The sequence below is a fragment of the Streptomyces sp. NPDC060028 genome (assembly GCF_042736725.1).
GTDB lineage: Bacteria > Actinomycetota > Actinomycetes > Streptomycetales > Streptomycetaceae > Streptomyces.
Genome location: NZ_JBHWVJ010000026.1, coordinates 31,126 through 57,197 on the forward strand (window position 1 = coordinate 31,126; position 26,072 = coordinate 57,197).

Genomic DNA, 26,072 nt, shown 5'->3' on the forward strand with positions numbered 1-26,072 from the left:
GTGATGGAACGGGGGTGGTTTTCGCCGTCGGCCGTTGGTCGGCTGGCCGAGATCACCGTATCGCCTTCAGCGTTCGGATGGTTACCTTGCGTCATGTCCTGAGGTGGCCTGGTGTGATTCGGCGCCTTCAGGAACGGAAGCAGTACCGATTCTGCGGCGGCGTGTCGGATGGGGGCCGGTGGGCGTGAGGGTTCGTGATGATCTGAGGCTGGACCTCACGGGGTTACGGCAAGCGGTCGAGGACCACTTGGCCGCTTTCCTCGACATCAAGTCCCGCCCGGGTGGCGAGGGGTCCGTTCTGCCCGCCGAGGTGGTGGACGAGCTGCGCAGGTTCGTCTTTGCCGGCGGCAAACGGGTGCGGCCGCTGCTGTGTCTGCTGGGCTGGTTCGCGGTGGCCGGCCCGGAAGCTTCTGCGGGCCTGGCTTCCGGCGGGCGAACCGCGGATGTTCCTGCCCCGGTCGTCGGGGTCGCCGCGTCGCTGGAGTTGTTCCACGCTTTCGCGCTGATCCACGACGACGTGATGGATGACTCCAGCCACCGGCGTGGCCTGCCGACCGTCCACCACGCTCTGGCTGTCCGTCATGCCGAAGGCCGAAGCACTGCTCAGGCCCGGCACGTGGGAGCCGCAGCGGCGGTACTTGTCGGGGATCTGGCCCTGTCCTGGTCGGACGAACTCATCCACGCCGCCGGCCTCACGCCCGGCCGACTGGCGGCCGTACTTCCGCTCGTGGACGTGATGCGCACGGAGGTGATGGCTGGGCAGTACCTCGACATCGCCGCCTCGGGGCACCTGTCAGCTGATGTGGAACGGGCGTTACAGGTGGCCCGTTACAAGACGGCGAAGTACACCTGTGAGCGTCCCCTCCACATCGGTGCCACGCTCGCCGGCGCCGGTCCTGGTCTCCTTGAGGCGTGCACAGCGTTCGCCGTGCCCTTGGGGGAGGCGTTCCAGCTCCGTGACGACGTCCTCGGAGTGTTCGGCGACTCCGCCCTGACCGGCAAGTCGACCCTTGAGGACCTGCGGGACGGCAAGAACACCGTTCTGCTGGCCCTCGCCCTCCGGCGAGCGGACACCGCCCAGCTCCACGACTTGCAAACCCTCGTCGCCACCCCGGCCCTCGACGGTGAAGGAGCTGGCCGGGTCCGGGAGATCCTCGTCGCCACAGGTGCGCTCGCCGAGACCGAGAACATGATCCGAGACCGCCTCGAACAGGCCCGTCACGCACTGGCAGTCTCGTGCTTTCCGCCGTACGTGACAGCCGCCCTGCAGGTATTCACCGACTCCCAGAGGGCCAGAACCTCATGACCCTCGGCGTTCTCTGCCGTGAGTCTGCCCTCGAATACGAGACGGAGCCTGTGGGGACCGAAGCCTGCGACTTCGTCCGACGATGGTTTCGTCTGCACACAGGCGCGCCGACCGCGACTGAGCAAGCTGTCGGATGGGGCCGGCGCCGCGCTTCGGCATCTTCCCCGGTAGTCCGGGCGAGGCCCTCAGCCCGCTCTCCCGTAGATTTCCACGACATCAGGAGTGACATTGGCGCTTCCCGGCCCCGCCTTCATGTTCCCCCTTCCCACTTATCCCTGGACGTGCTGCCCGCATCCGCACATCGACACCATGGAGGAATGGGCCAGGACCTGCGCTGTGGAGTACCTCGGCTTTCTGCCGGACAACGCGGCCGCCATGTATGGCGACCAGCAGCTCGGGAGGTCGGCGGCGGTCATCCTCCCCTACGGCTCCCTGGAGCGCATCAGGCCGGCGGCTCTTTCCTTCCTGTACACCACCGTCCTGGATGACTACTACGAGTTCGCCGAGCCTCAGGACACGCTTGCCGCAGCCGATCGCGTGCACCAGCTCATCCTGGGCGCCCCCGTGCAGGAGGACGACAACGGGATCTTCCAGCTCGTGGCCCGAGCGGGACGGGAACTGCGGGAAATCTCACCCACCGACTTCGTGATCCGCTACGCCGAGTGCCTGCGCGCCTTCCTCGCCAACGGAACAGCCAGGGAAGGCGTCCACCGGCGAGCCAAGGTCATCCCCCAGGTCGAGGAAGTGCTCTCCAGCCGCGAGTACTCCATCGGCGTCGTGTTCACCGTGCCGCTCCTGGAGCTCCTGCTGCCAAGCCCTCTGTCGCCGGTCACGGCGGCCCATCCTGTGTTGCAGAGGATGTGGAGGCTCATCGCCCGCATGGTCGTGGTCCAGAACGACGTTGCCACCGTCCACCGGGAACGAGAACGCATCGACCAGGGCGAGGTCATGAACATCCTGCTCGCCGCCGAGTACCACTGGAACCTCTCCCTCGAACAGTGCTACCGCTACGCCCTGCACCTCAACCAGCAGGCCATCGACGAATTCGCCTTCCTCAAAGACAACCTCCCCGACTTCGGGCCGGAAGCCGAACGGGTCCGCGAGTACGTCGCGCTCCTCGCCAACCTCCCCGGCGCCTGGGACGCGTGGTACCGCCACATGACCCTGCGCTACTCCGGCGCGCACCCCGAAGCCGACTGGCTGCAGGCAGAGAAGACCTGAGCACAGTGCCCCTTCCCGAGCCGGCCATCACCGGGCCCACCGTGCCGAACGGAAACCCGGACCCACAGCCCACAGCCCCATTCCGGCAGACACCACGGCCTCTCTCCGGAGCCGCCGTTCCCTGCGGCCCCCGCCCGGGCCGGGACGGCGTTCTGCCGGCGCCGCACATCCCTCGACCTGACTGAAAGCGGCTCTCGTGATCACTCAGAAGAACCTCGTCATCGACATCCCACCGGCCGGCACCACGGCCCCGCCCGATGTCGCCGGCCTCCTGTGGTGCCCCATCACGCCCGCTGTGAGCCCCGACGCCGAGGCGGCCCGCGCACACACCCTCACCTGGCTCACCCGGGCCGGCATCATCACGAGCCAGTCCCAGCGCACCTACGTCGATGCCATGCGTCTGGACCTCTACGCCGCCCGGGTGGCACCCACGCTGCGCGGACCATCACTGGACCTTTTCTGCGACTGGATCGTCTACACCACCCAACTCGACGACCACCTCGGCACCGATGACCCCGACACGATCCATCCCACCGTCCGCCGGCTCGTGGACGTCCTCGACCACGACGACCCGGAACTCGCTTGCAAGAGCGATGACCCGTTCGTCCTCGCCCTCGGCGAGCTGTGGGAACAGTGCCAGCCCATTCCCCAGCCCTGGCGGCGCCAGCTCGCCGACGGCTGGTCCCAGTGGATCGAGGCATACCTCACCGAAGCCACCTGGCGCCGAGATCGTCTGTGGCCCTCCCTGGCCCGCTACCGCGAGACCCTCCGCACCACCAGCGCCGCCGTTCCCTTCACCCGGCTGTCCGAACACCTCGCCGGCCTCTACCTACCCGACCCGGTACTCAACTCGAGCACCATCACCGCAATGCGCGCACTGGTACCCGACCACACCATGGCCGTCAACGACATCCACAGCGCCCGCCGGGAAGCCGCCGCCGGCGATCACCTCAACGGCGTCTTCATCACCCAGCACGAGTACGGCTGCACCCGCGACGAGGCCGTCCACTCCCTCGTCGACCGGGCGAACGAGACCATGCGCCACTTCCACCGCCTCACCCTCACCCTCCCCGACGCCAGCACCGACCTCGCCCTCAACGCCGAAGAGTGCGGGGCCGTCCAGACGTGGTCACGCTTGCTGGGCCACTGGCTGCGCGGCAACCTCGACTGGCACCAGCAGGACACCCACCGCTACCACGCCGACATCCAGCCCCTGGGTACCTGAGATGCCCCCAGAGTGGCGACGAGGATCCCGCTCCGCCGACGCCCCGGCCACCGTCGCGACCGCTGCCTTCGCCACCCCCTGACGTCGCGGACCTCCGCTCGGTGGCGGGCCTGCATCGGCGAGGGCACCCGGCGGCGATCCCACGCCGCAGCGCCTCAAGACCCCATCGTCGAAAAGGAGATTTCAGCCGTGCCCTTCACACCGGCATCACAGGTCCCGGACGCGCCGGGCGCTGTCCCGCTCCTCGGCCACACCCTCCGCCTGCTCCGCGATCCACTGGACTGGCTGCTGGAATGCGCCCACGCCGAGCCGGTCGTGCGGGTACGCCTCGGCCCCCGCACGGCCTATCTGGTGTGCCGGGCGGACCTGGTCCACGACGTGCTCGTCGGCCAGGTCAACTCGTTCGACAAGGGCGGACCGTTCTTCGACCGGTACCGCGAGGTCATCGGCAACGGCATCGGCTCCGACATCCACGCCGACCACCGCGCACAGCGCCTGCTGATGCAGCCGGCCTTCACCCGCTCCCACATCGACACCTACACCCCGATCCTCCAAGAGGAGAGCGCCGCGCTGACGGACTCCTGGCGCCCGGGCACCGAGGTCGACCTCGTACACGGCCTCATGACGGTGGCGACGAAAGTCCTCAGCCGTGCGATCTTGCCCACCCTGAACACACGGGAGGCAGAGTCGATCCTCCCGGACCTGCAGGCAGTGATGGCCGGCCTCATGACACGCATCGCCATCCCCTACAACTGGCCCCTCGACCTCCCCCTCCCCACCAACCGCCGCTTCACCCGCAGCCTGGCCGCACTCCGGGCGGCGGCTGCCCGATGGGTGGCCGCCGCCCGGCAGGACCCCCGCTCCGGGGGCCTCCTCGCCTCCTTCATCCAGGCCGGTACAGACGATCCCGCACACGTCCTCGACGACACCGACCTACGCGACCAGGTCATCACGCTCCTCATCGCAGGGACGGACACCACCTCGGCAACCCTGGGCTGGCTCTTCCACCTCCTGACCCTGCACGCGGAACACGAGGAGCGCCTCCACCACGAACTTGACACCGTTCTCGGCGGTGCCCTCGCTGGACCCGACACCTACGACCGGCTGCCCCTGACCCGCGGGTTGCTGCTGGAGACCATGCGGCTGTATCCGGCCGGGCCGCTCCTGAGCCGCGTCAGCACCACCCCTGTCACCCTCGCCGGTCACCATTTCCCGCCGGGCACCGACTTCTTCATCAGTGCCTACCTACTTCACCACCACCCCACCGCCTTCCCCGACCCCCACGGCTTCGATCCCGACCGCTGGACAGTCTCCCGCCAGCCGGACGCCCACCACGGCTACATCCCCTTCGGCGCCGGCAAACGCAAATGCATCGGCGACACCCTCGCCCTCGCCGAAGCGACCACCCTCGTCAGCGCGATCGCCAGCCGGTGGCGCCTGCACCCCGCCCCAGGAACTCGGGTTCGGCCCCTCTTGCGCACCACGCTCATCCCCGCCGGCCTCAATCTGATCGCGGTGCCCCGCCGCCCTTGACTCTCACCCACCCTGGTTTCGGTCGCCGAGCACCTCACCGCATCCGGTCCGGAGCATCCGTGGACCGGGTGACGTTTTCCTCGGCGTGGGGGAGCCGAGATGTCGTCGACGCGGTCCTCGTTCGGCCTGACCTCACCTCCGGTCGGTCAGTCGACTCGGATGGCCAGCAGGCAGGTGTCGTCCTCGTGGGTCTCCGGCGCGTACGCGGCCATGATGCGGTCGAGGGCGTACTGGGCGGCGCAGGCCGTTGTGCGTCGGCACGTCAATTACTTGTGGGTATATGCGTCATGCGCGCGGTCACGGCAGAGGGGTGCCGCCGGTGGCGTTGATGATCTCCCCGGTGATGTAGCTCGCCTGGGGCGAGGCCAGGAACACGTAAGCGGGCGCCATCTCGGCGGGCTGGGCGGGCCGGCCCAGGGGTGACTGTTCACCGAAGTCCTTCACATCGGGCATCGTGGCGGGGATCAACGGCGTCCACACCGGGCCCGGGGCGACCCCATTGACGCGGATGCCCCGCTCGGCGACCATCTGCGCCAATCCGTGGGTGAAGGAGATGATCGCCGACTTCGTCATGGCGTAGTCCAGGAGGTGCGGGCTCGGCTGGTACCCCTGCACGGAGGTGGTGTTGATGACGCACCCGCCCCGCGGCATGTGGGCCAGGGTTTTACGAGTCAGCCAGAACATGCCGTACAGGTTGGTCTTCATCACCCGGTCGAACTGCTCCGTGGTGATCGCTTCGATGCCGTCCGGCTGGGACATCTGGTAGGCGGCGTTGTTGACGAGGATGTCGACGCGCCCGAGTTCGTCCACGGCCCGGTCGATCAGGGCCGCGCACTGCTCCTCGTCCCGGATGTCACACAGGACGGGTACGGCCTGGCGGCCCGTCTCCCGGATCAGACGTGTGGTTTCGGCCGCCTCGTCCTCCTCCTCGGGGAGGTGGGTGAAGACGACGTCCGCACCCTCGCGGGCGAACGCCAGGCAAACGGCCCTGCCGATGCCGGAATCGCCGCCGGTGACGACGGCCGCCCGGTCGAGCAGTACGTCGTGACCTTGGTAGGAGTCCTCGCCATGGTCGGGTCGTGGCTTCATCTGCTCCGTGGAGCCGGGATGGTCCTGCTCCTGGTCGGGGAACGGAGGGCGAGGGTGGAGGGTCACCGGGTCGGGGAGCCGGGGTGCTTCCTGCGGCATGGGATCTCCGTCGTACGCCCTTATCGGGCGATCAAGGGGGTGTGACGTCAAGGTCATGGTGCGCGTACCCGCATCTGCCCGCATCTCACGGCGATGGGCCGGGGAGCCGCCCCCACGGGCCCTCCCGTGTCGAGCCGGCGGACGTAGGGCTGGCTTCCACACGGCGAAGGCAGCCTTGGAACGCGGCGTCCAGTGGCGGCTCGGAGGAGCGGCGGACACGCGGGCCGGACGGTTCGGCTGGCGGGACGGGGCGTAGCCCCGGCCCTGAGATGGCGCCCTGGCGGAGTTCCGTACGCCCGGCTTGGCCGGACGCGCGCACCGACGGCGCTGCGCGCCGTGGACATCGACCCTGACCATCTGTCATGAGCGGCTCAGGGCTCAGCTCGACTGGGTGTCACTTCGTCTGTCTCTTTGGATCAACCACACTATGAGAGGGACCCCAACGAAGCCTGGAAGACTCTGGATCGGCGTTGGCAACACCCCCACCCCGATGACCCCGGTGATGACAGCAACGGCCAGCACCGAGATGAGCAGGCTCGGTTTGCGCAGGAGGCGCTTCCCCACCCCGCCTACGGACTCGCCCTCAGCCCCAACCTCGTGCCCCGCGCCGTTGGCGCCTGGAGGGTCTCCCTGTTCCATGCGGCGATGGTCACACGTCGACCGTGTTGTCATGCCTGATCATCCCGGCCCTGGCCGGCCGCGCCCTGCCCGTCGGCTGAACCGGTTCAGTGCCGTGGTCGGGACGGCGGGGCCATCGCCCACCGGATCATGCGCGTCAGGGCGTGCCCGGAGAGGCGTACGCAGACCGCCCCGGGGCCCGTCGCGGGGCGCAGGCCGAGGAGGGCGGGGGCCCACGGGGGCAGCAGGGTGACCGCGTTCGCGGCGAGCAGAGCGTACGGGGCGCGGGCGGGCCAGGGCAGCGGCGGTTCGCGCAGGAGGAAACGGGCCGCGTCGAGAGCCTCGGGCGTGGCCCGCAGCTCCGGCCGGTACCGGGCCAGCAGGGCGCTCAGCGCGGCCCGGTCACGGGGCGGGTCCACCACGCCGAGAGCCGTCGCCACCCGCGCGGTGTCGTTGACGTAGGCGTCGCAGCCCAACGCGTCCAAGGGCCGCGCGCCGAAACGCTGGTGCGCCCGCAGGAAACTGTCGACTTCGGCCGCGTGCACCCAGCCCAGCAGGTGGGGATCGGCGGCGCGGTAAGGGTCCCCCGCCGCGGTGGTGCCCCGTATCCGTTCGTGGACCGCCCGGACCCGGTCGACGGCGTCCTGCGCGTCCTGTGCGGTGCCGTAGGTGGTGACGGCCAGGAACGTGCTGGTGCGCTGCAGCCTGCCCCACGGGTCACCACGGAAGCCGGAGTGCGCCGCGACGGCGGCCATGGCGAGCGGGTGCAGGGACTGGAGCAGGAGCGCGCTCAGGCCCCCGATGAACATCGAGGCGTCGCCGTGCACCCTGCGGATGGGCCGATCGGGCCCGAACCAGCGAGGCCCGGGCGTGAGGTGGATCCGCGCGCGGTTGGCCGGCCCCGACGGCCCGGCCACCCGGCTGAACACCATCGAGCCGAGCCGCTCCCGCAGGTTCAGCCCCTCGCTCGCAGGCACGTCCATGAGGGTGTCCTACCCGCCACGAGCTCGGCTCATCGCTCCGGCCGGGCGAGTGCCCGTACGACAGACAGACGAGGAGGTCACTGGGGCCGCAGGCGGGGAATCCCTGCGGCCGGCGAACGCCGCACTGCCCTGCCACCGCGCACACGTTCACTGGGCGTTCCGCCCCGTAGGCGGGCCGGAACGTGACGAACCCGGTCCGGCCGATCTTGCCCGGAGAGTGCTGGAACGCGACGCCACCCGCCTGCTCGATGCCCACGAAAGGGGTCACTGGACCCCGTCCCACGGTGGATGGAGTTCGCCGCCGCTCTCGCGCGGATGCCGTGGACGGAGGAGTCGATGCGTACTGCCGTGCGCGAGGTGGACAACCTCGAGCAAGAGATTCGGACGTTTGGAAACCTCCGCGCGGTGCAGACGATCGTTGACACCGGCTTTATTCATCGAGGTAGGAGAAGCGCATGGGCATCATTGCTTGGATCCTGATCGGACTGCTCGCGGGCTTCATCGCGAAGGCGCTGATGCCGGGCAGGGACCCGGGCGGCATCATCATCACGATGCTGATCGGTATCGCGGGCGGTCTGCTCGGCGGCTGGCTCGGCAAGGTCATCTTCGGCGTCGACTCCATCGACGGCTTCTTCGACCTTTCCACCTGGATCGCCGCCATCATCGGCTCCGTCATCCTCCTCGCCGTCTACCGGCTGGTCACCGGCAACAAGCGAAACCACAGCCACGCCTGAGTGACCCAGTCCCGCCCAGACGCAAACGGCTCCCCCTCTTCTGATGGGGAGCCGTTCTGCTGCCTGCACCCGCAGGCCGGGCAGAGAATGTCGGCATCCAGTTCATGCCGCTCTCGCGGTGCCTCACGCCCCGGTGTCGTGGCCGCTGATCCGCGGGAAGCGCCCCATTCTGACCTGCGCGACCTGCGCGACCGGCATGACCGCGCCGCAGCAAACTCCCCACGCCAGACCTGAGGCGAGCAGCGGTACCGCGACGATGGCGACGCCGAGAGCGGCGGCGGCGTGCCGCAGCTGCCGGGGCCTGCCTGCCCGGCCGGGGGGCGGGCATCCGCTGCGCGGGTTCGCATGACGATCATTTGTGCTCGGCAGGCGTCGTTGGCAGACCCTGGCGGGCGGCCAGCCGGTCGAGCAGGCCGGTCAGTACGGCGCTCTCGGTCGCGGTCAGGTCCGCGGCGAATTCGGCGTCGGCGGACTGTGCCAGCTCCCCGCAGGCTGCGAGAAGTTCCCGGCCGCGCTCGGTGAGTGTCAGCACCTGGCGCCGGCGGTCGGCCGGGTCCCTCACCCGCTGAATCGCGTCGAGCTTCTCGAGGTGGTCGGCCAATGCCACGACCAGGCTGGGCGCGACGCCCATCACGCTGGCGATCTCAAGCTGCGACGAGACCCTTCCGGCGTCCAGTACCACCATCAATCCGACGTGCTTGGGCTTGAGTTCACGGGCCTCGATGCGCGCCGCAAACAGATCGGTCGCCATCGCCCCGAGTACGCCAAGGCGGAAGACGACGCTGGAATTCACCGTGCCGAGATCCATGGAGACATGCTACGTTATCCGAATCATTCAGGCTCTGAATGATTCGGATAGTGACTGAAGGAGACGGCCATGCTCAGCCCTGCCACCGTCCAGCTGCACCTCGCCGACCTACAGGAAGGCATCGTCGAGCTCAGCGGCACGACTCCACCGGCCACAATCAGGCGATCCGTCGGCTTCCTGGCCCACCTGGCCCAGCTGCTGGACATTCCGGTCACCATCTCGGCAGCCCCACGCCCCGGCGGCCCAGCGGTCATCGAGGAAGCATCCATCCCTGAAGCGCCCGTTTTCATCCGCAGCGGCCCGTGCGCTTGGGACGATGCGGCCACCCGTCGAGCCGTCACCGCCCACGCGCGAAAGAATCTCGCCATCTGCGGTGTGACAAGTGAGATCGTGGTACTGCACACGGCGCTTGACGCCATCGCGGCAGGCTTTGAGGTCTCCGTGATCCTCGACGCCTGCGGCGGACTCTCGCCGCGCACCGAGCAGGCCGCCTTCCGCCAGATCGAGGCGGCGGGAGGTCGGATCACCAGCGTCGCCAGCTTTGCCACCGACCTGGTACGCGACTTCACCACTCCGACGGGTCGAGAGGTCATCGCGGCCCTGCACGGTCTGATGCAGCCAGCGCAGGCCTCGGCCTGACCCGATTCCTCTTCGGCCGCTGGTGATCTCCGTTCAGAGCCCGCCGCCAGCCTGCGACATCGGCGAAGCTCAGTGGTCCGGCGTGAAGATCATTGCGCGGCGTGTCGCCGTATCCGCTGTTCTTGCCGGTGCCGTACTCGGGATGTTGGTGTTGCCGGCTCAGGCCGATGACACCGGGGCCGACACGGGGGTCTCTGTGTCAGGGGACCGCACGGATGAGGTGTTCCCCACCGACGTCTTCGGCTATGAAGACCCCGAAGACTTCATCCAGGCCTACTACGAGTACAAGAAGGGCTGCACCAACGACTGCCAGGCCGGCTTCATTCGCCATCTGGTCCACAACCTGGTCTAACCCGAACCCGAACCCGAACCCGAGCCTCTGACGACCCCAGCGCGGGCTGCCACCAGCTGGTCGGCGGCCCGCGCTGTCGTGTGTCCGAGGCCGACCCCGGGCACCCCCACAGCGGTGCATTTTCCCGGCGGCCGTACCGGATTGGTCGTGACCGCACTCCTGCTCCCGATCGCCACCCGCAAACCCCGTATCAATCGGGTACCGACTTCCCCACCGACCATCCGGCCGAGCCTGCACGGGCCGTCAGGCGGAGCGCTGCCGTGCGGGGCTGATGGCCGGGGGCGGGGCGATGGAGGCGGCGGAGGCGTCGCGGATCCGGAGATGGGTGCACGCCCGGTGAACGCGGTGCTTACTGTTGCCCGCCTACGCGGATAAGAAACCCATAAAAGTTACACGCATGAGCGGAGGGTCGTCGGGCAGAAGGCGCTTCGGAGGTTGATAACTATGGTTCCCCTGCTTCTTGTTCTTCTGCTCGCTCTGATCCTCTTCGGTGCCGGTTTCGCGGTGAAGATCCTTTGGTGGGTCGCCATCGCGGTTCTGGTCTTGTGGCTGATCGGTTTCGTCGCCCGTCCCAAGGGCAGCAGTGGCCGCTGGTATCGCTGGTAGCCGCACGAGCCCGGCTCTGGCACTTGCATGGCGGTGGCCTGCCCCCTTCTACCAGGGGTGCGGGCCACCGCCATGTCGCCATGTCCGGGCGGACGTGGCTGGTGCCCGGTGAACCCGAGGACCGGGGGTATCCGGTGAACAGTCGGGGCGGCCGCCGTGACGCAGCAGGGAACCTGCTCACCTCCAACGATCGACGGCCGTCCCGGCCCGAAGCCGGGGGCGACGCCGGCCGCTACGAGCATTGAAGCCACAAGGTTCAGGGCGCGGGGGGCGCCTTCGCATGGCAGAGGAGCCGGGGCTGTTCACTCACCTGTCATCGATCACCGCCGCACTGGCCGGCGACCGATCGGGCAGACGCAGGGAGTCGCGGATCAGTCGTGATCGTCGTGAGGGTATCGCAGGCCGATCCGTTGCCTCACGGCATCCAGCGTACGGAGAACCGCGAGTGTGGCGTCCAGGGGCACCAGTGGCGACTCGGTCTCCCCGGCTCGCAGGCAGCGCATCACCTCGGCGGCCTCCGGACCGTAGCCGTGGCCGATGACGGCCGGGGCGGCAAAGTGCATCGGCTCGACTCCCTCGCGATGGAGGACGATCCCGTGCGGGTTGAACAGATTCGCCGGGATATCGATGCGTCCGCGTGTGCCGTAGACGACGGCGGCCTGACTCAAGGTGGCGGCGAAGGAGCAGGTCAGCGATGCGGTGGCCCCGCCGGGGTAGCCGAACAGGATGCTCGTGTGCTCGTCCACGCCTTCCGGCGTCAGCTGGGCCTGCGCGTGGATGCGGTCCGGGCTGCCGAGCAGGAAGTGCGCCAGCGCGACAGGGTAGGCGCCGGCGTCGAGCAGGGCGCCGCCGCCCGCCGTAATATCGCGGAGCCGATGCCGTGGGTCGACCTCGGTATGCCAGCCGAGTTCGGCGTGGAGGGAGCGGACCTCGCCGATCGCACCTTCGGCGAGGAGGTCGGCTGCCTTGCGCAGAGCGGGGTTGAGGAGCATCCACATGGCCTCCATCAGGAACGTGCCGCGCTCGCGAGCGAGGTTGATCAGTTCCCGCGCCTGCACGCTGTTCACGGTGAAGGGCTTCTCGCAGAGCACGGGCCGCCTGGCGTCCAGCAGCATCTCGACGGCCGGATGGTGGTGGCCGTGCGGCGTCGCAACGTACACCACGTCCACGTCTGGATCGTCGGCCAGCCCCCGCCACGATCCGTGAGCACGAGGGATCGCGTGCCGGGCGGCGAACGCGCGTGCCGTCCCTGCGTCGCGGGAGGCGACGGCCGCGACCACCGCGCCCGGGGTTTGGTGAAGATCCTCGGTGAACGCCGCGGCGATTCCCCCGGTGGCCAGGATGCCCCAGCGGATAGGACGTTCATGAGCCGAGTCCACGGATCACCTCTTGTCTAGACCAATGCCGAGCGGCGGGCAGTACGGTACTGGAGGCTGCACGGACGGGCAACCGTCACCCGGGCCTGCTGTTCAATGGGCGCTTTGCGTGCGCCACCCACCCACCTCCGGGTGAGCCCGTCACCCACCTGGCGAGCCTGTCGAGCACCGAACCCCCTCCGAGGCGGGTCGAAGTATCCGGCCCCGGGCCGCCCACCCCAACCTCCGGTGCCGAGAGGCCGGACCGACCGTCGTCGCCGTGCGCCCGCGTCGCGGGATCGCGGCCGGTCCAGCACCGGCTGGCTAAAACGTGTTTGAGATGTGGTCACGGTGCTTGTCGGACCAGGGCGAGTTGGCTGGTGGCATTACCCCGCTGGACAACCAGGTCGGCTGACCTGCCATGAACCCACCTGGGCCCGGGCGCCCCGCCGGCCTCTCGGCCTGTCAGGCGACCATCCCGCCCGCGTTGCGGATCAGCCGCTGGAGCACCTTCATCGTGGTGACGCAGTCCGCGTCGCCGATGCCCTCGTGGAGGTCGGCGCGGATCGCGGGAGCGTTACGCGATGTTCCCCCTACCTTGGCGAGCCATAGCCGGTCCTCGGCATCCCGGGTCAGCCAGCCGCGCTCCAGGACTACCGCGGCCTCCGCCGCCAGATCGCCCTCGTGCCGGATGTAGGAGAGCGCGTACGACGTAGATGCGCCCGACGCGCCCGGCTCGGTGCGCCTCGCGGGCGTCGGCGGGATGCAGGAGGTCAAGTACCGCCTGGAGGCCGCCGACCTCGCGCCCATGCGCAATCCGGAACTGAGCAAACTGTACGGCAAGAGCCTGCGCAACGGGCTGCTCCTGTACGGGCCGCCCGGTTTGCGGGAGGACGTTCATCGCCCGGGCCTTCGCCGGGGACTCGGTGCGAACTCCATCTCCGTGTCGATCAGCGACGTGCTCGACATGTGGGTCGGCAACTCCGAGCGCAACATGCACGAGGTGTTCGAGACCGCCCGCAGGCAGGCGTCGTGCGTGGTCTTCCAGGGCGGGGAACGGGGAGCTTCCCTGTCAGATCCCCCCGGTCTCATCCGATCCACTCCGGTCCGCGACCGTGGCCCGGACGCAGTCCAGCCAGTCCAGCCATCCAGCCAGTCCAGGCGGCCGGGTCCGTGGGCATCCCGTCGGACAGCGGCTGGATGTCACCGAGCAGGGTCAAAAGGTTGTGTCCCGCGCGGTTGGCGAAACTGCCAGAAAACTTCGACATGGCGTCTTGACGGTGTTCTGCGGGCTGTAGTCGGTCAGCATGCACCCGCCCTACGGCGCGTGATCGGCGATCCATGTCCATGCGGTCCACGTGCCGCGTCACGGGCCGGTGGTGCCAGGCATTTTCACGCCCGTCCTGGGGCACATCATCCGCCCGCGGTGTCCTCGGCCTCCCAGCGCAGCAGGTCGCCCGGCTGGCACCTGAGCACCTCGCAGAGCGCGGCGAGCGTCGCGAAGCGCACCGCCTTGGCGCGGCCGTTCTTGAGTACCGCCAGGTTGGCGGGAGTGATTCCTACGCGGTCCGCGAGCTCGCCCACGGACATCTTCCGCCTGGCCAGCATCACGTCGATGTCGACGGCGATCGGCATCAGATCACCTCGTCCAACTCGGCCTGCATCTGCGACGCTTCGACGTCACGCGCGACGGCTTGGGCGAGCAGCATCCGCAGCACGAGCACGAAGAGTGCGACCCCCAGGATGGCCACGCCAACCCCGCCCATGATGACGGTGACGCCCGGGTCGTCCCGCTGGCCCGGCGCATTGAGGGCCGTGACCGCGAACCACACGAGGGCGGCGGCCACGATCGCGCCGATCACGACGTCCACGTACCGGAAGGCGGAGTGGGAGAACACGGTTCCGCGTCGCACCATCGTCACCAGCCGCCATACGCAGACCAGGGCGACCTGGGCCGACACCATGCCCAGGATCGTGAGCACGCGCAGCGGGTTCAGCGGGAGCGACCCGTCCTCCGGGTCGGTGGCCAACGCCCACACCATCAGCGCCTGCACGAACACGGTGCCGGCGAGCACCACCACAAGCACGGCGCGCAGCGCGGCCACTGTCAGCTTTCCCATAGCCCATCCTTCCATCGAGTTGCGATGGAAACCTATCGAGTATCGATAGGTTAAACAACCGAACAGCGGAGGGGGAGCTCAAAATCCCCTGCCAGGGCCTGACCCTCTACCAGGCCCTGGACCTCCTCCAACACCTCATCGCCACCTGGACCGGCACCTGCCCCACCTGCCGACAACCCACCCCAAGACAGCCCCACGACACCACCTAACAAAGCCCTACGAGGCCGTGTCTTTCGGATCAGGCCAGGCCCGACCGGCCGCCACCGCCCGGAAGGACGCGGTCGCGCGGCGTGCGACCGCGTCGGCGTACGGCACGAAGGCGGCGGGGTCGGCGTGGTCGGTGATGCGCAGGCGCACCGCGACCTCGAACGTGTGGGTCGTGTGGTAAAAGAGCCCGTCGGGGACCATCGCCTGCGCGAACCGTTCGATCTCCCATTCCCACCACTCGTACCGGGTGGCCAGCCTGTTCGCGATGCTCTCACTGGTCACGACCGCCAGGCCGTAGGCACCGGACGGCCTCCGCATGAGAAGGATCCGGTCCGGGTGGTACGAGTCGTCGCGCCACTGCCCTGCGTACAGGTGTCCCATCGGCATGTCCGGCGGTGTCCTGAGCCAGGTGACGTCCGGCAGACCGGACCAGGTGAAGTGCACCCACCAGCCGTGGCGCACCTCGTACGGCCTGTCCTTGACAGCGCTGATGCCGGGCCGGCCGGCCGCCTCCAGCGCCGCCGCGGTCGCGGTGATCACCCCGGCCACCTTCCGTACGGCCTCCTCGCGGGCCCGCTCGTTGCGGACCGAGGCGCGGACGCGCTGCCACCAGGCGTCGATGTCACCGACCGTCTCTCGCAGCTCGGCGGGCCAGGCCTGCGGTGTCTCGCCCCGCGCCGCCAACTCCCGCGGAGTGCTCCCGTCGGGCAGCGGCCGGGCTGCGGCCGCCTGGCGCCACTCCCACTCCTCGAACCGAGCCCGGGCCTCCGCCCGCCGCCGCTCCTGTTCCCGGTAGGCACGTCGGCCAGCCTCGATACGCTGGGTCTCCTGTTCGGCGATCCGCCGCTCCACCGCCTCCCGCACCGGCCGGTAGGCGGCTGCCGCGGGCTCCACCCGGTCCAGGAAGGCCGCCTTGGCCCTCCCGTACGTCGCCTCGGCCCACCGCCGGCTCACCAACCGCCTGCGCCATCGCCGGACACGCTCCTCGACCTGCTCCAATTCCGCTATGGCAGGAGCGAGTTCACCCAGGTAGGCGAGGGCAGTGGCATTCCAGGCGGTCACCTCCTGCGGGGTGCTGGTCACCTGCACGCGGGTGCGCGACACACGCGAGGAGCCCAGCGCGCCCGGGACGGCGCCCTCGGCCTCGTCGGCCTCCTCAGGGAACCAGTACACGGTGACGAGACCGGCATCCGCGATCGCGTGGTTCAGCCACGATATTTTCAGGGCCATGGCCCGAGGATGCCCACAAGGACCGCTCCGAAGTCCTGGCCGAGGGCACCGTCCAGGCCATTCCTTCGAATCATCTGATCGTCGGTTTGGCCGCCTCGCGAAGTGGGCGGAGGCTGCATTACCGGCAGGTGATCGACGCCATCGCGTTCAAGTTCCGCACCGGGACACAGTGAATGGACCTGCCCGAGGCGGCCTCGATGGTCGCGCCGGGGGAGGAGGCGGTGTAGTCGCGTTCGGTCGTGCCCAAGCCGCTCACCGCGTAGGTGGTGAGCGGGTGGACGGTCTTGCCGGTGAACCGATGAGACGGAACGAGTGCCGACCGGGTACTGCGGGCGCCCGCTCGGGGCGCCCGCAGCCGGCGGTGGAGCGTCGGACCGGAAAATTCCTGCTGCTCAGTTGTCCAGGCGGCGCTTGCTGAGCCAGGCGACCATCTCGGGGTCGTGGTGGTCGAAGAACAGCGTCGTGCCGGTGTCGAGGTCGGTGATCTGGGCCATCTGCTGGTCGGTGAGTTCGAAGTCGAAGACGTCGAAGTTCTGCGCCATACGGTCGGGGCTGACCGACTTGGGGATGGTGACGATGTCCCGCTGGATCAGCCAGCGGAGTACGACCTGGGCCGCGGACTTGTCGTGCGCCGTGCCGATCTCGCTCAGGACGGGGTGGGTGAACAGGTCGTTCTTGCCTTCGGCGAAGCCGCCCCAGGACTGGTGCTGGACCCCGTGCTCGCGCATCAGGTCGTGGTCGGTGGTGCGTTGGAAGAAGGGGTGGGTCTCGATCTGGTTGACCGCCGGGGCGATCTCGTTGTTGAGGATGAGGTCCAGGAGCCGGTCGGGGTAGAAGTTGGCGACACCGATAGCCTTGGCCAGGCCTTCCCGGTTGGCGGCCTCCATCGCGCGCCACTGCCCGTACACGTCGCCGTAGGGCTGGTGCATCAGGTACAGGTCGACGTGGTCCAGGCCCAGCTTGGCCAGGGACGTCTCCAGGGCGCGGCGCGTGTTGTCCTGGGCGGGTGCGTCCTGGATCCACAGCTTGGTGGTGACGAACAGTTCCTCCCGCGCGACCCCGCCGCTCTTGATGGCGCGGCCGACGGCTTCCTCGTTGCCGTAGGCCGCCGCGGTGTCGAGGAGCCGGTAGCCCGCCGCGAGGGCGTCGGCGACGGCCCGCTCGGTCTGTTCCGGCGGAATCTGGTAGACGCCGTAGCCGAGGATCGGCATCTCGATGCCGTTGTTCAGGGTGACGGTCTGCATGCGGATCTTTCTTGGGGTGGGCGCGAGCTTCGGGCAGCCGGACGGGGCAGGGGTTCAGCGTTCGAGCATCTGCGCCTGGGCCTCGGTGTGGGTGTCGCCGGCGGCCGGAGGCAGACTGCTGAGCTTGTCGATCTGCTCGCCGGTAAGGGTGATGCCGTCGGCGCTGGTGTTCTCCTCGACCCGGGTCACGCGCTTGGTGCCGGGGATCGGGGCGATGTCCTCGCCCTGCGCGAGCAGCCAGGCCAGCGCGACCTGCGCGGGCGTGGCGCCGACCTCGGCAGCGACGGCTTGGACCTCGTCGGCGATTGCCAGGTTGCGCTGGAAGTTCTCGCCGGTGAAGCGCGGGTTGTCGCGCCGGAAGTCGTCCTGGTCGAACTGGTCGGTGGAGCGGATCGTGCCGGTCAGGAAGCCGCGCCCGAGCGGGGAGAACGGCACCAGGCCGACGTTCAGCTCGCGCAGCACCGGCAGGACCCGCCCCTCCACGCCCCTCGTCCACAGGGAGTACTCCGACTGCACCGCGGTCACCGGCTGGACGGCGTGGGCGCGGCGGATGGTGTCCGGGCCGGCCTCGGACAGGCCGAACGCGCGGACCTTCCCCTCGGTGATCAGTTCACCGACCGCGCCGGCCGTCTCCTCGATTGGGGTGCCCGGGTCGACCCGGTGCTGGTAGTACAGGTCGATGTGGTCGGTGCCGAGGCGCTTGAGCGATCCTTCGACGGCCGTACGGATATTGGCGGGGCTGCTGTCGAGGTTCCACGGGCCCTCGCCCGCATGCGAGACCAGGCCGAACTTCGTCGCCAGCACCACCTGATCACGCCGGCCCTTCAACGCCCGGCCGAGAAGTTCCTCATTCGTGTAGGGGCCGTAGATCTCGGCGGTGTCGATGAGCGTGACGCCCAGCTCCAGCGCCCGGTGCACGGTACGGATCGATTCCGCCTCGTTCGTCCCGGACCCTGTATAGCCGTGGGTCATCCCCATCGCGCCCAGACCGACCCGGGAAACCTCCAGGTCACGCAGCTTGATGTACCGCATCTGCTCTCTCCGCTCCGTCGTCTTCTCTGGCTGTGTCCACCCTGGACGCCTCGCCGTCCTGGCTCACCACGACACGCGGTCCCGGACCGCGATCCGGATCCTGGCCCCCTGCTGGGCGGCACAGGCTGTCCTCTACCCAGCCTGGCGCTCTTTCGCGTCCGGAGGCAGGCCGGGCTGTTCGGGGGTAACGACAGGGCCCCCCACCGGACTGCCGCCCAGGTCAGCGCGGTGTGACACTGAAGTCATGGATCCGAGGACCCCACCGGCACCAGCGAGGGCGCGGAACTGGGCCTCTTCCTGCGTGCTCGCCGCACCCGGACCAGCCCCAGCAGGCCGGCCTCACCGTCGGCCCCGGGATACGCTCTGCACCCCCGGGCTGCGCCGCGAGGAGCTGGCCACCCTCGCCGGGATCAGCGTCGACTACTACGTACGCCTGGAACGCGGCAAGGAGACCCGCCCCAGCCCCGCCGCCCGCTACGCGCCCGAACCACCCCCGGCCCCGAGCCGCACCGTGCGCCCGCACCTGAAGCTCCTCCTGGAGGCCGAACCCCGCCTACCTCATCAGCCGCAGCATGGACATGCTGGCCTGGAACCCCGGCGGCCTCGCCCTGTACGCGGGGCTGGAGGACTGGCCGGCCAAGCACCGCAACCTCGCCCGCTACCTCTTCCTCCACCCCGCCGCCCGGACGCTCTTCCCCGACTGGGATCGTCAGACACCGGCTGCGTCGCCCGGCTGCGCGCCCTGGAAGGAACCGCTCCCGACGCGCCCGACCTGGCCAACCTGGTCGGCGAACTCCTCCTCAAAAGCCCCGACTTCGCCAGGCTGTGGGAGCGCTACGAGGTCACCGGCCGCAAGCCGACGCAGAAGACCTTCCACCACCCCCGCGTCGGCACGGTCACACTCGCCTCCCAGTCCATGCACCTGGAAGGCACACCCGGCCAGCGCATCGGCGTCTACACCGCCGAGCCCGGCACCCCCGACCACGACGCCCTGCTCCTGCTCGACATGACCGCCATGCAGACCCCGCCGACGCCGTCCGGAGGCAAGCACTGACCAGTGCGTGCGTCCGTCGCGCCGAGCTCGAAGTAACCCGCCCCTCACCCGCCTCCCGATGCCTTCCCCGTGACCGCCGCGGCAAGGGCGCAGAGGGCGAGCGCGGGAAACCCGCGCAGCAGCAGGTTCTTGATCGCAACCCGCCTCATCGACCAGCAGCCCAGGCAGGGCTGGAGTGACAAAATGCCCGGCACTTGGCTCTTCCCCGGTACCCGGCCGGGAACCCACCGCTCCACCGGCCCCCTCGCCCAGTCCTTGACCGGATACTCGCCCAAGAGATGCCGCCCGCGATGCTGGCTCCGCTCCCCGAACACCCCGGTGCATGAGACTGAGGGACGTGTTCCCTCCGAGAGTGACGGAACGTGATTTCGCTCTGGGTCAGGGGCGGGGCCGCGCTCGGTCTCGCTGGTGGTGAAGGTGGCGGTGACGGTCTTGCCTCCGCGGTGGAAGCGGTGTTCATGTTGTCGGTTGACCGGCAGCCATCCGAAGCCGACCGGTGTGGAGGGTGCCAGAGGGCAGGTGTGGTGCGCGGTCGGACACTTCGACGGTGATCACGCCAGGGCTGGCGGCGATCTGGAATGCGGTGGCGCCGCCGGCGTGGTGGCGCGCGTCTGCGCTGATTCGGGCGCCGATGTCTATATCGGCGCCGGCTGCGGATGAAGCTTCCCTCCAGGGTCCGCCCGACATGGAGCTGAGGCCAGTCCGGCTGGCCGTCGCGTTCAGGGCTTAGCGCAGGTCAGCACTACCTGCTCGCTCCGAGCGCTCATGTTCTGGGCCGGGACGTGGAGGGTGACGAACACGCTCACCGATGAGACGTTTGCCATTCCCGAGACGTCGACCACCTTGAACAGGGAATGGCTCGTGGTGCCGGGGGTGAAGGTGACCGAGCCGGAGGAGAGCGGGTCGGCGCTGGATGCGTACGTCCAGTAGTAGTCGACCTTGCCCTGTCCGGTGGCCGTGATGCTGCCGTCGAATTCCGCCTTGTTCGACTTGGTGCAGTCGACGACGGTCCCGGGCTTGGTGAGTGTCTTCACCTCCACATTGGTGACCTTTACGTCCTGCTTGCCGCGGCCCGGGTTTTCTCGGGGGGCGGTGCATCCGACGCGCTTGTTCTGGTTCCCGCCGTGGTCCTTGTAGCTGACGTTGTACTTCCCATACCGCACGTCCTGTCGGTCGAGGTCGCCCTGACCGTCCACTGTGGTCTTGAAGGAGGACTTCGGTCCTTCCACCCGCACCGACTGGTTCGCCGGGAACCCGCTGAGGCGGAGGTCGTAGCCGCGGTCCCCGGCCGGCTCCCCGGTGCCGTTTGGAACCAGCTCGCAGGAGGGGCCCGCCGGGGCGGCCGCCGCCGTGCGGCCCTGGGCCGCGAAGGCGGGGGTGAGGGCGACCGAGGAGACGAGGAGCGGTGCTGCGAGAAGCGTCAGAAGTCGATGCCCGTTCAACTTCCGGTTCATCGTGCTGCCCTTCATGAGAGGAAGCCCCCGATGTCGGACCACCAGGATATCGGTGAGGGAGCGCCGGGGCGCGGCGTACGGCCAGTCGACCAGGCTGTAGAAGAGGTATCCGGGCGGACGACGGTCAGCGGCGCCAGCGCGGCGAAGACAATGAGCTAAGCCGCATACAGCTGCTGCCACGGCAGCGCCGAGGCGGTCACTGGCGGGCCGAGCATCACGGCCAGCCTGAACTGGAACACCGGGAAGGCCGCAGCTGCGATCTGTAGTTTCTTGTCACTGGGGCGAGCCGTCCGTTGTCACTGACCGCGTAGTGTCGTCCGCCCGGGTGGCGCACCCGCTGTGTGGGTGTGTGGGAATGACGTTCTTGCTGGACAGGGTGCTAATCGGCGGCGCGTTTGCAGTGGGTCGCGTCTGGGTTGTTGTGGGGGCTATGGCTCCTGAGCTGCCGTTTCAGGCGACGAGGGTCAGCCCTGCGGGGCCGGCGACGCCGGCCCGGTGCGGAACCGGCCGAGCACGGCCGCCGCGACGGTGGCGTCGGCGAAGGTTCCTGCCCAGTCGGCGATGCCGACGTTGGTGGTCAGGCGTCGCGATGTCCGTCCCGAGTGAGCGCCGCGTCTCTCTGTGGATGTACAAAAACACGCCTCGGATGAAGCGGGCGCGTAGGCGGGCGTCATCTTCTCGCCTTCGCCCGCCCGAAAGCCGCCGACCTCCAGGCCGGCCTGCCGACTCCCGCCTGCGAGCCGGATAGTTGGGGATGGTGTGCTTCCTCCTCGCGATCGCCGTAGAGCATCGTGACGTTGATGCGCAGGTTCTCGTAGCCGGGCCGGAAACGGATGGCATCCGAGGCGTGGAAGAGGTCGGAGTTGAAGATCACCGCTCGGTTCTGCCGGTAGGGGATGGTCATGCTGCGGGCCCGTCGGCGTTGCAAGAACGGCCGGATCAGGTCCTGGCGGCCGTTGTAGGTGTCGAAGCCCCAGGACAAGGGGGCATCGACGTCGTGCACCACCAGGCCGCCCGAGTGCTCGTCGGTGTTAGCGCTGTCCGGGGTGACCCAGAAGTTGATGTTGACGGCGGCGAAGTCCGCGTGCGTGGTGACGTCAGCGGGTACTTGGGGACCGCATTTGAAGCCCCACATCTGGCGCAGCGGGTATCGGTCGCCGATGAGCCGAGGCAGGGCGTCTCGCAGTTCCTCGGCAATCTGCATGAGCAGAGGGCAGATGAACCCGTCCTGCATGAGCGCGCCCAGGCGGCCGTGGGCGTAGCGGTTGCCGAACCACACCGTCGACTCCAAACAGAACCGATACAGTTCGCCCAGCGCCTCCTCACTGAGAAAGTCGTCCACGTACACCACGCCGGGTGCGTTCGCCAGGTACTGCTCCTCAACGGTTACGGGGTCCCAGCGACGTGACAGGGCACGCGCCACGCGCGGTGTGTTGCGTACGTGCAGCAGACGGTTGTAGGTGTCGGCGATACACCGGTTGGTATCGGAGTCCAGTGGCTCCCGAGCGTCGGGGCCTTTGGCCACCAGCCGGTCGCGCACGGCTTGGTAGGCATCGATGATCCGGCTGTACTCCGTGCCCAACGCACCCAAGCTTTTGAGGTAGTGCATCTGGTCGATGTCGTGCTGCAACTTGGGAACGCTCAGTGGGATAGCCGAGCGCTCGGCCGGATCAGAGGAAGCGCCCCAGCGCAGCTGGGCGAAGAGCGAGGCCCACCCCCCGGCGAGCGGGAAGTCGCCTTGCTCCAAGGCCGCATCGAGCACGTCCGGCGCCCACGCCAAGCTGTCGGCACCAACAGCGCCAACTCGCGTGGGGCTGCCCGCTCTTCGGGGTCGGCCTGGAGGGCGTTGCTGAGAACGCGCGCCTCCTCCTGCATACGACCGGCACGGACAGTCGCCCTCGCGCGGGCGACCGCCGATCCGGCGTCCCACGACGTGCCCACGTAGATCACCCGATCTGGAAGGCGTTGTGTGCCTGGAGCTCCACCGCGTAGCGGGCCAGGCCGTTGAGGGTCACTGCGGCGTACGGGGGCACGAAGTTTGCGCTGATCGCCTGGTCATCCTCCGCCTGCTGGATGCGGGTGTACGTTTCCCAGGTGATGTTCGTAACGAACGGGGTGGTGTTGGCTCGGGCCTGCATGCCGACGTTCTCCTGGTCGGCTCCCAGCTCCCCATCCGCCTTGCCGTCCCCGTCACTGCAGAGTGTCTGGGCGATATGGAGGTTGACAAAGTAGTGCAGCAGCTCATCGGTTAGCCCGTAGATTCCGGTTTCTGCCACGTACCCTTCCAGCAGGACGGCCACGACGTCCCGGCCGCCATGGCTGACGGTCGCCTCGCAGAAGTCGGTGAGGAACTGTCCCCGTGTGGGCACCTTGTCCGTGTGACGGTGCACGTACTCCTGGAACCACTGGAGCAGCTTTGGGCTGGCGAACACCGAGTAGATGAGCCGGTCGGTGAGGGCCGCTTGCTCTCGCGAAACGGTTGGGCCCGCAAGGTATTCCATCAGGACCTGGGATGGACCAGTGATGAACTGCTCTCGCAGGAGGAAGTGGGTCTCCATGGCTTGGAACAGTGCGTCGACACGGCGCACGGTTGCAGCACGGGACATCACGGCGGATTGTTGTGCGCCCAATGTCTTCTTCTCCGGTCGGTCGATCAGGTAGGCCAGCAGATGCTGGGCCGCGACGGCTCCAGCTACTGCGCTTTTCAGGGTGGGGTCGGTAATGTGAGGGTCAGCCCTGTGGCGGTGAGGCTTCCGTCGATCAGGTCCGGCCGGAGTTGGGTCCTGCGTAACTCGCGGCGGAGTTTGCGGTCGAGGTCGTCGGGTGTGTCGAAGGCGGTGTTGGCCATTGCTCTGCGCACGAGTGACCAGATGGCCTCGACGGGGTTCAGGTCGGGTGCATACGGCGGGAGCCGGATGGTGGTGAGCCAGTCGTGCTCGGCCTCATACCGCTTCAGCCCGGCGGCAGGTGGGTGTTGAGATTGTCCCAGATCACCACGATCGGGCCGCCGAGCTGGATATGTGCCCTCACCAGCAGGTTGCGGTAGTCCTGCCAGGAGAAGCTCTTTCGGGCGCCCTTGAGCAGGAGATGGTTGCGGGGCCGGTGGATGAGGCGGCTGTTCTCGCCGGGTTTGTAGCAGCACAGGGCGGCGACCGAGGTCCGGCGGCGGGAGCGGCCGCGGACGCGGATGACGGGGGTGTGTCCGCGCCGGCCCCAGGTGCGGGCGCGGGGCGGCGTCATGGAGAATCCGGCCTCGTCCTCAAAGACGATCCAGGCTCCGGACGCCGCCGCGAGGGTTTTACCCGCGTCCACACCTCCTTCTTCCACAGCTCGACCGCGTGCTCGTCACGTTCGAGTGCTCTGCGGGCGGGTGCCTGCCATGACCAGCCGTGCCGTTTCAGCAGCCGCCACACCGTCGCCACCGACAGGCTCACCTGCAGCCGGCGGCGGATCACCGTCTGGACCCGGGCAAGCGTCCACCGCTCATCCTCGAAACCGTGCGCTGAGGGGCCCTTGCCGAGTTCCTCCTCCAGCACGGCGAACTGGGCGTCGGTGACGGTCGGGGAGTTCGCCGGGCCCGCAGAGCGCAATTCCTTCGCGATCACCGCGGTCTTCTCACCCGCCGGGAACCGCTGCCCGGCCTGAAGCCGGATCCCCTCACGAAACGCCCGACGCTCAGCAGTCAGGCCCCCACCCTCCGGATAACGCATACCACCGGCATACCGCAGGGACCATGGACCGTCACTACCCGACGACAACCCGAAATCCTCAGTAAGAGGGAAGCCGCTACGGGATGCCATGCGGCGCGCCGCAGCCAATGGGTTCCGGCCCGGTTCACACGATTGGCTCATGGAGGCTGTCCCACGCCATCGACTGCTACCAGCCCCGCCGCGCAGTACGAGAACACGTGCAATCCATTGTCCGCCGGACGGCGACGGCTTGGAGTTGTCCGAACTTGGCCGGACCGGTCGATTGGTAGCTGCCGCTGCGGAGCCGCGTGCGCGTCTCGACAGGCAGTGCTGCTCAATCTCGCGCAAGATGAATGCGTGAAGGCGCACAGCGTCAGCACCCGCTTCGCTGAGTTCACGGCATTAGGTATTGAGTGTTTACAAGCAGCGCCACCACCCCACCATGCGGCACAGTCCAGGCAGTGTTGGTGGGCCGACCATCAGTGAGTCTTTCGATGTGACCTACCGGAGTGGCTGCCTCCATGCCCGTGTGCCGTGGCAGCCGACTCCGACGCCTCGGAGGGAAGATCGTTCGACCCCGTCGCCGTGCGAGTGGGGCGCTGCTGACTGGACGGCAGGGTTGCCCCGCATGTTCCAACCACAGGGCGGGGCGGCAGAGGGCATGACATGAGGAGGACTGGAGGAAGAGTGGTCGAAGAATCCAACTTCGAAAAGAGTAAGCCGAAGGGATGAACCATGGAGACCACTACCCTCGAGCAGCTGAAGAGCGAGTATCGCAGGAGCGGTGCCAGGACGGGCATCAAGCTTGACGACGACGAGATGCGGAAGGTCATCTCGCTCCTCCCATATCAGGGAGGACCTGTAGTTGAGACTCCCGGCGCGGAACTCCGCTACATCGAGGGCCTGCTGAGGCTTCCACTTGATTCCATCGGCGAATTCTCGGTCATCCCCGCCTCCGGCCAGCAACGCTGTCAGTGCGGCCGCACACCGACCGCGTTGGACATCGTCGCCTATGCGGTCAGCCACAAGGTGCACGACGAACAGCTCCTGCGTGACACTGTGATCGGCGTGCACAACGTGTTCGAGTTCGCCGACGAGGGGCGCACGGCGCCGTGTCACCGGTGCGGACGGGAGTTCACGGCCAGCGGCTACTGGACCCACAACTACCTGTATGCCTGACGCGGCTGGCCAACAGCTCCTGGCCGACCAGCTGCAGGACGTCGAACGCCACGAAGTAGGCCGGCCACCGGACGGCCAGGCCGGGCAGCGCCGCGGGCGGCCCACGGCGCTGCAACGCGGCCCGGGATAGGGGCCCGGGATCGGGGCCACACGTCCCTGACTCTTACCCGGGCGTAAACCCCTCGAGCACCCCGAGCCCCCTAACCAGCCGTTCTTCGGGGACCCGCAACCCCCGCGGCTTCGATCCCCCGTGCCGCAGCTGTGTGCCCCACCCCCTCCACCACCGTGGCATCCG

Annotated in this window: 23 protein-coding genes and 3 pseudogenes; 11 read left to right on the plus strand and 15 right to left on the minus strand. The window is 68.5% G+C overall.

The annotated features are described in order from the left end of the window. The first annotated feature begins 247 nt into the window (after positions 1–247). From ACFWBF_RS15375 to ACFWBF_RS15390, 4 genes are all read left to right on the plus strand, one after another. On the plus strand, positions 248–1,306 hold the full coding sequence (locus ACFWBF_RS15375) for a polyprenyl synthetase family protein (protein ID WP_385600914.1): 1,059 nt from the start codon (positions 248–250) through the stop codon (positions 1,304–1,306). A 222-nt stretch (positions 1,307–1,528) separates the two neighbouring features. After that, on the plus strand, positions 1,529–2,527 hold the full coding sequence (locus ACFWBF_RS15380) for a terpene synthase family protein (RefSeq protein WP_385600917.1): 999 nt from the start codon (positions 1,529–1,531) through the stop codon (positions 2,525–2,527). Positions 2,528–2,723: 196 nt separating this feature from the next. Next, positions 2,724–3,752: a hypothetical protein gene (locus ACFWBF_RS15385; RefSeq protein WP_385600920.1), complete on the plus strand. Its 1,029-nt coding sequence runs from the start codon at positions 2,724–2,726 to the stop codon at positions 3,750–3,752. A gap of 189 nt (positions 3,753–3,941) precedes the next feature. Further along, positions 3,942–5,285: a cytochrome P450 gene (locus ACFWBF_RS15390; RefSeq protein ID WP_385600923.1), complete on the plus strand. Its 1,344-nt coding sequence runs from the start codon at positions 3,942–3,944 to the stop codon at positions 5,283–5,285. A gap of 297 nt (positions 5,286–5,582) precedes the next feature. Here the strand turns inward: ACFWBF_RS15390 and ACFWBF_RS15395 are convergent, their stop codons facing one another. Both ACFWBF_RS15395 and ACFWBF_RS15400 read right to left on the minus strand, forming a co-directional pair. Next, positions 5,583–6,473, minus strand: coding sequence for an SDR family oxidoreductase (locus ACFWBF_RS15395; RefSeq protein ID WP_385600926.1), 891 nt, complete (start codon positions 6,471–6,473; stop codon positions 5,583–5,585). A 725-nt stretch (positions 6,474–7,198) separates the two neighbouring features. Beyond that, complete coding sequence (locus tag ACFWBF_RS15400) at positions 7,199–8,074, minus strand: oxygenase MpaB family protein (RefSeq protein ID WP_385600929.1); 876 nt, start codon at positions 8,072–8,074, stop codon at positions 7,199–7,201. A 455-nt stretch (positions 8,075–8,529) separates the two neighbouring features. Here ACFWBF_RS15400 and ACFWBF_RS15405 point away from each other — a divergent pair, with 455 nt between their 5' ends. After that, entirely contained in the window at positions 8,530–8,808 is a 279-nt protein-coding gene (locus tag ACFWBF_RS15405) for a GlsB/YeaQ/YmgE family stress response membrane protein (protein WP_385600932.1), read from the plus strand. 352 nt (positions 8,809–9,160) lie between these two features. Here ACFWBF_RS15405 and ACFWBF_RS15410 read toward each other — a convergent pair whose 3' ends face one another. Beyond that, the gene (locus ACFWBF_RS15410) at positions 9,161–9,616 is read right to left on the minus strand and encodes a MarR family winged helix-turn-helix transcriptional regulator (protein ID WP_385600935.1); all 456 of its coding nucleotides are present in this window, start codon (positions 9,614–9,616) and stop codon (positions 9,161–9,163) included. Positions 9,617–9,685: 69 nt separating this feature from the next. Here ACFWBF_RS15410 and ACFWBF_RS15415 point away from each other — a divergent pair, with 69 nt between their 5' ends. The 3 genes from ACFWBF_RS15415 (at position 9,686) to ACFWBF_RS15425 (ending at position 11,213) form a co-directional block, all read left to right on the plus strand. Further along, positions 9,686–10,255, plus strand: coding sequence for an isochorismatase family protein (locus ACFWBF_RS15415; protein WP_385600938.1), 570 nt, complete (start codon positions 9,686–9,688; stop codon positions 10,253–10,255). Between the two features lie 22 nt (positions 10,256–10,277). Next, on the plus strand, positions 10,278–10,607 hold the full coding sequence (locus ACFWBF_RS15420; protein WP_385600941.1) for a hypothetical protein: 330 nt from the start codon (positions 10,278–10,280) through the stop codon (positions 10,605–10,607). Positions 10,608–11,051: 444 nt separating this feature from the next. Then, complete coding sequence (locus tag ACFWBF_RS15425) at positions 11,052–11,213, plus strand: hydrophobic protein (protein WP_069924257.1); 162 nt, start codon at positions 11,052–11,054, stop codon at positions 11,211–11,213. Positions 11,214–11,584: 371 nt separating this feature from the next. Here the strand turns inward: ACFWBF_RS15425 and ACFWBF_RS15430 are convergent, their stop codons facing one another. Beyond that, on the minus strand, positions 11,585–12,592 hold the full coding sequence (locus tag ACFWBF_RS15430) for a Gfo/Idh/MocA family protein (RefSeq protein WP_385600945.1): 1,008 nt from the start codon (positions 12,590–12,592) through the stop codon (positions 11,585–11,587). A 441-nt stretch (positions 12,593–13,033) separates the two neighbouring features. Beyond that, the gene (locus ACFWBF_RS15435) at positions 13,034–13,345 is read right to left on the minus strand and encodes a hypothetical protein (protein WP_385600948.1); all 312 of its coding nucleotides are present in this window, start codon (positions 13,343–13,345) and stop codon (positions 13,034–13,036) included. A gap of 31 nt (positions 13,346–13,376) precedes the next feature. On the opposite strand from ACFWBF_RS15435, the pseudogene ACFWBF_RS15440 reads away from it, so the two are divergent. Then, positions 13,377–13,553: pseudogene (locus tag ACFWBF_RS15440) on the plus strand (ATP-binding protein); the annotation flags it as partial. A gap of 428 nt (positions 13,554–13,981) precedes the next feature. Here ACFWBF_RS15440 and ACFWBF_RS15445 read toward each other — a convergent pair. The 5 genes from ACFWBF_RS15445 to ACFWBF_RS15465 all read right to left on the minus strand — a co-directional run bounded on the left by ACFWBF_RS15445 (position 13,982) and on the right by ACFWBF_RS15465 (position 18,401). Then, on the minus strand, positions 13,982–14,203 hold the full coding sequence (locus ACFWBF_RS15445; RefSeq protein WP_385600951.1) for a helix-turn-helix domain-containing protein: 222 nt from the start codon (positions 14,201–14,203) through the stop codon (positions 13,982–13,984). Next, on the minus strand, positions 14,203–14,688 hold the full coding sequence (locus tag ACFWBF_RS15450; protein WP_385600954.1) for a DUF2975 domain-containing protein: 486 nt from the start codon (positions 14,686–14,688) through the stop codon (positions 14,203–14,205). Before ACFWBF_RS15450 ends, ACFWBF_RS15445 begins: the two co-directional genes overlap by 1 nt. A 216-nt stretch (positions 14,689–14,904) precedes the next feature. Continuing rightward, the gene (locus ACFWBF_RS15455; protein ID WP_385600957.1) at positions 14,905–16,125 is read right to left on the minus strand and encodes a hypothetical protein; all 1,221 of its coding nucleotides are present in this window, start codon (positions 16,123–16,125) and stop codon (positions 14,905–14,907) included. Positions 16,126–16,517: 392 nt separating this feature from the next. Further along, positions 16,518–17,369, minus strand: a complete 852-nt coding sequence (locus tag ACFWBF_RS15460; RefSeq protein WP_385600960.1) for an aldo/keto reductase — start codon at positions 17,367–17,369, stop codon at positions 16,518–16,520. A 54-nt stretch (positions 17,370–17,423) separates the two neighbouring features. Beyond that, the gene (locus ACFWBF_RS15465) at positions 17,424–18,401 is read right to left on the minus strand and encodes an aldo/keto reductase (protein ID WP_385600963.1); all 978 of its coding nucleotides are present in this window, start codon (positions 18,399–18,401) and stop codon (positions 17,424–17,426) included. A 285-nt stretch (positions 18,402–18,686) separates the two neighbouring features. Between ACFWBF_RS15465 and ACFWBF_RS15470 the strand changes: the two are divergent. After that, positions 18,687–19,455 (plus strand): annotated as a pseudogene (locus ACFWBF_RS15470) (helix-turn-helix transcriptional regulator). Positions 19,456–20,174: 719 nt separating this feature from the next. On the opposite strand, the gene ACFWBF_RS15475 reads toward ACFWBF_RS15470, so the two are convergent. The 5 genes and pseudogenes from ACFWBF_RS15475 to ACFWBF_RS15495 form a co-directional block, all read right to left on the minus strand. Next, on the minus strand, positions 20,175–20,909 hold the full coding sequence (locus tag ACFWBF_RS15475; protein ID WP_385600966.1) for a hypothetical protein: 735 nt from the start codon (positions 20,907–20,909) through the stop codon (positions 20,175–20,177). 670 nt (positions 20,910–21,579) lie between these two features. Continuing rightward, a complete protein-coding gene (locus tag ACFWBF_RS15480; protein ID WP_385600969.1) occupies positions 21,580–22,671 on the minus strand; it encodes a hypothetical protein in 1,092 nt (363 codons plus the stop codon). Positions 22,672–22,855: 184 nt separating this feature from the next. Further along, entirely contained in the window at positions 22,856–23,515 is a 660-nt protein-coding gene (locus ACFWBF_RS15485) for a hypothetical protein (protein WP_385600972.1), read from the minus strand. Between the two features lie 98 nt (positions 23,516–23,613). Next, positions 23,614–24,149 (minus strand): annotated as a pseudogene (locus ACFWBF_RS15490) (transposase). Continuing rightward, positions 24,146–24,514 (minus strand): winged helix-turn-helix domain-containing protein, encoded by a 369-nt coding sequence (locus tag ACFWBF_RS15495; protein WP_385600975.1) that lies wholly within the window; start codon positions 24,512–24,514, stop codon positions 24,146–24,148. Before ACFWBF_RS15495 ends, ACFWBF_RS15490 begins: the two are co-directional and overlap by 4 nt. Before the next feature lie 819 nt (positions 24,515–25,333). On the opposite strand from ACFWBF_RS15495, the gene ACFWBF_RS15500 reads away from it, so the two are divergent. Then, positions 25,334–25,777, plus strand: a complete 444-nt coding sequence (locus ACFWBF_RS15500; protein ID WP_385600978.1) for a hypothetical protein — start codon at positions 25,334–25,336, stop codon at positions 25,775–25,777. Positions 25,778–26,072: the final 295 nt, after the last annotated feature.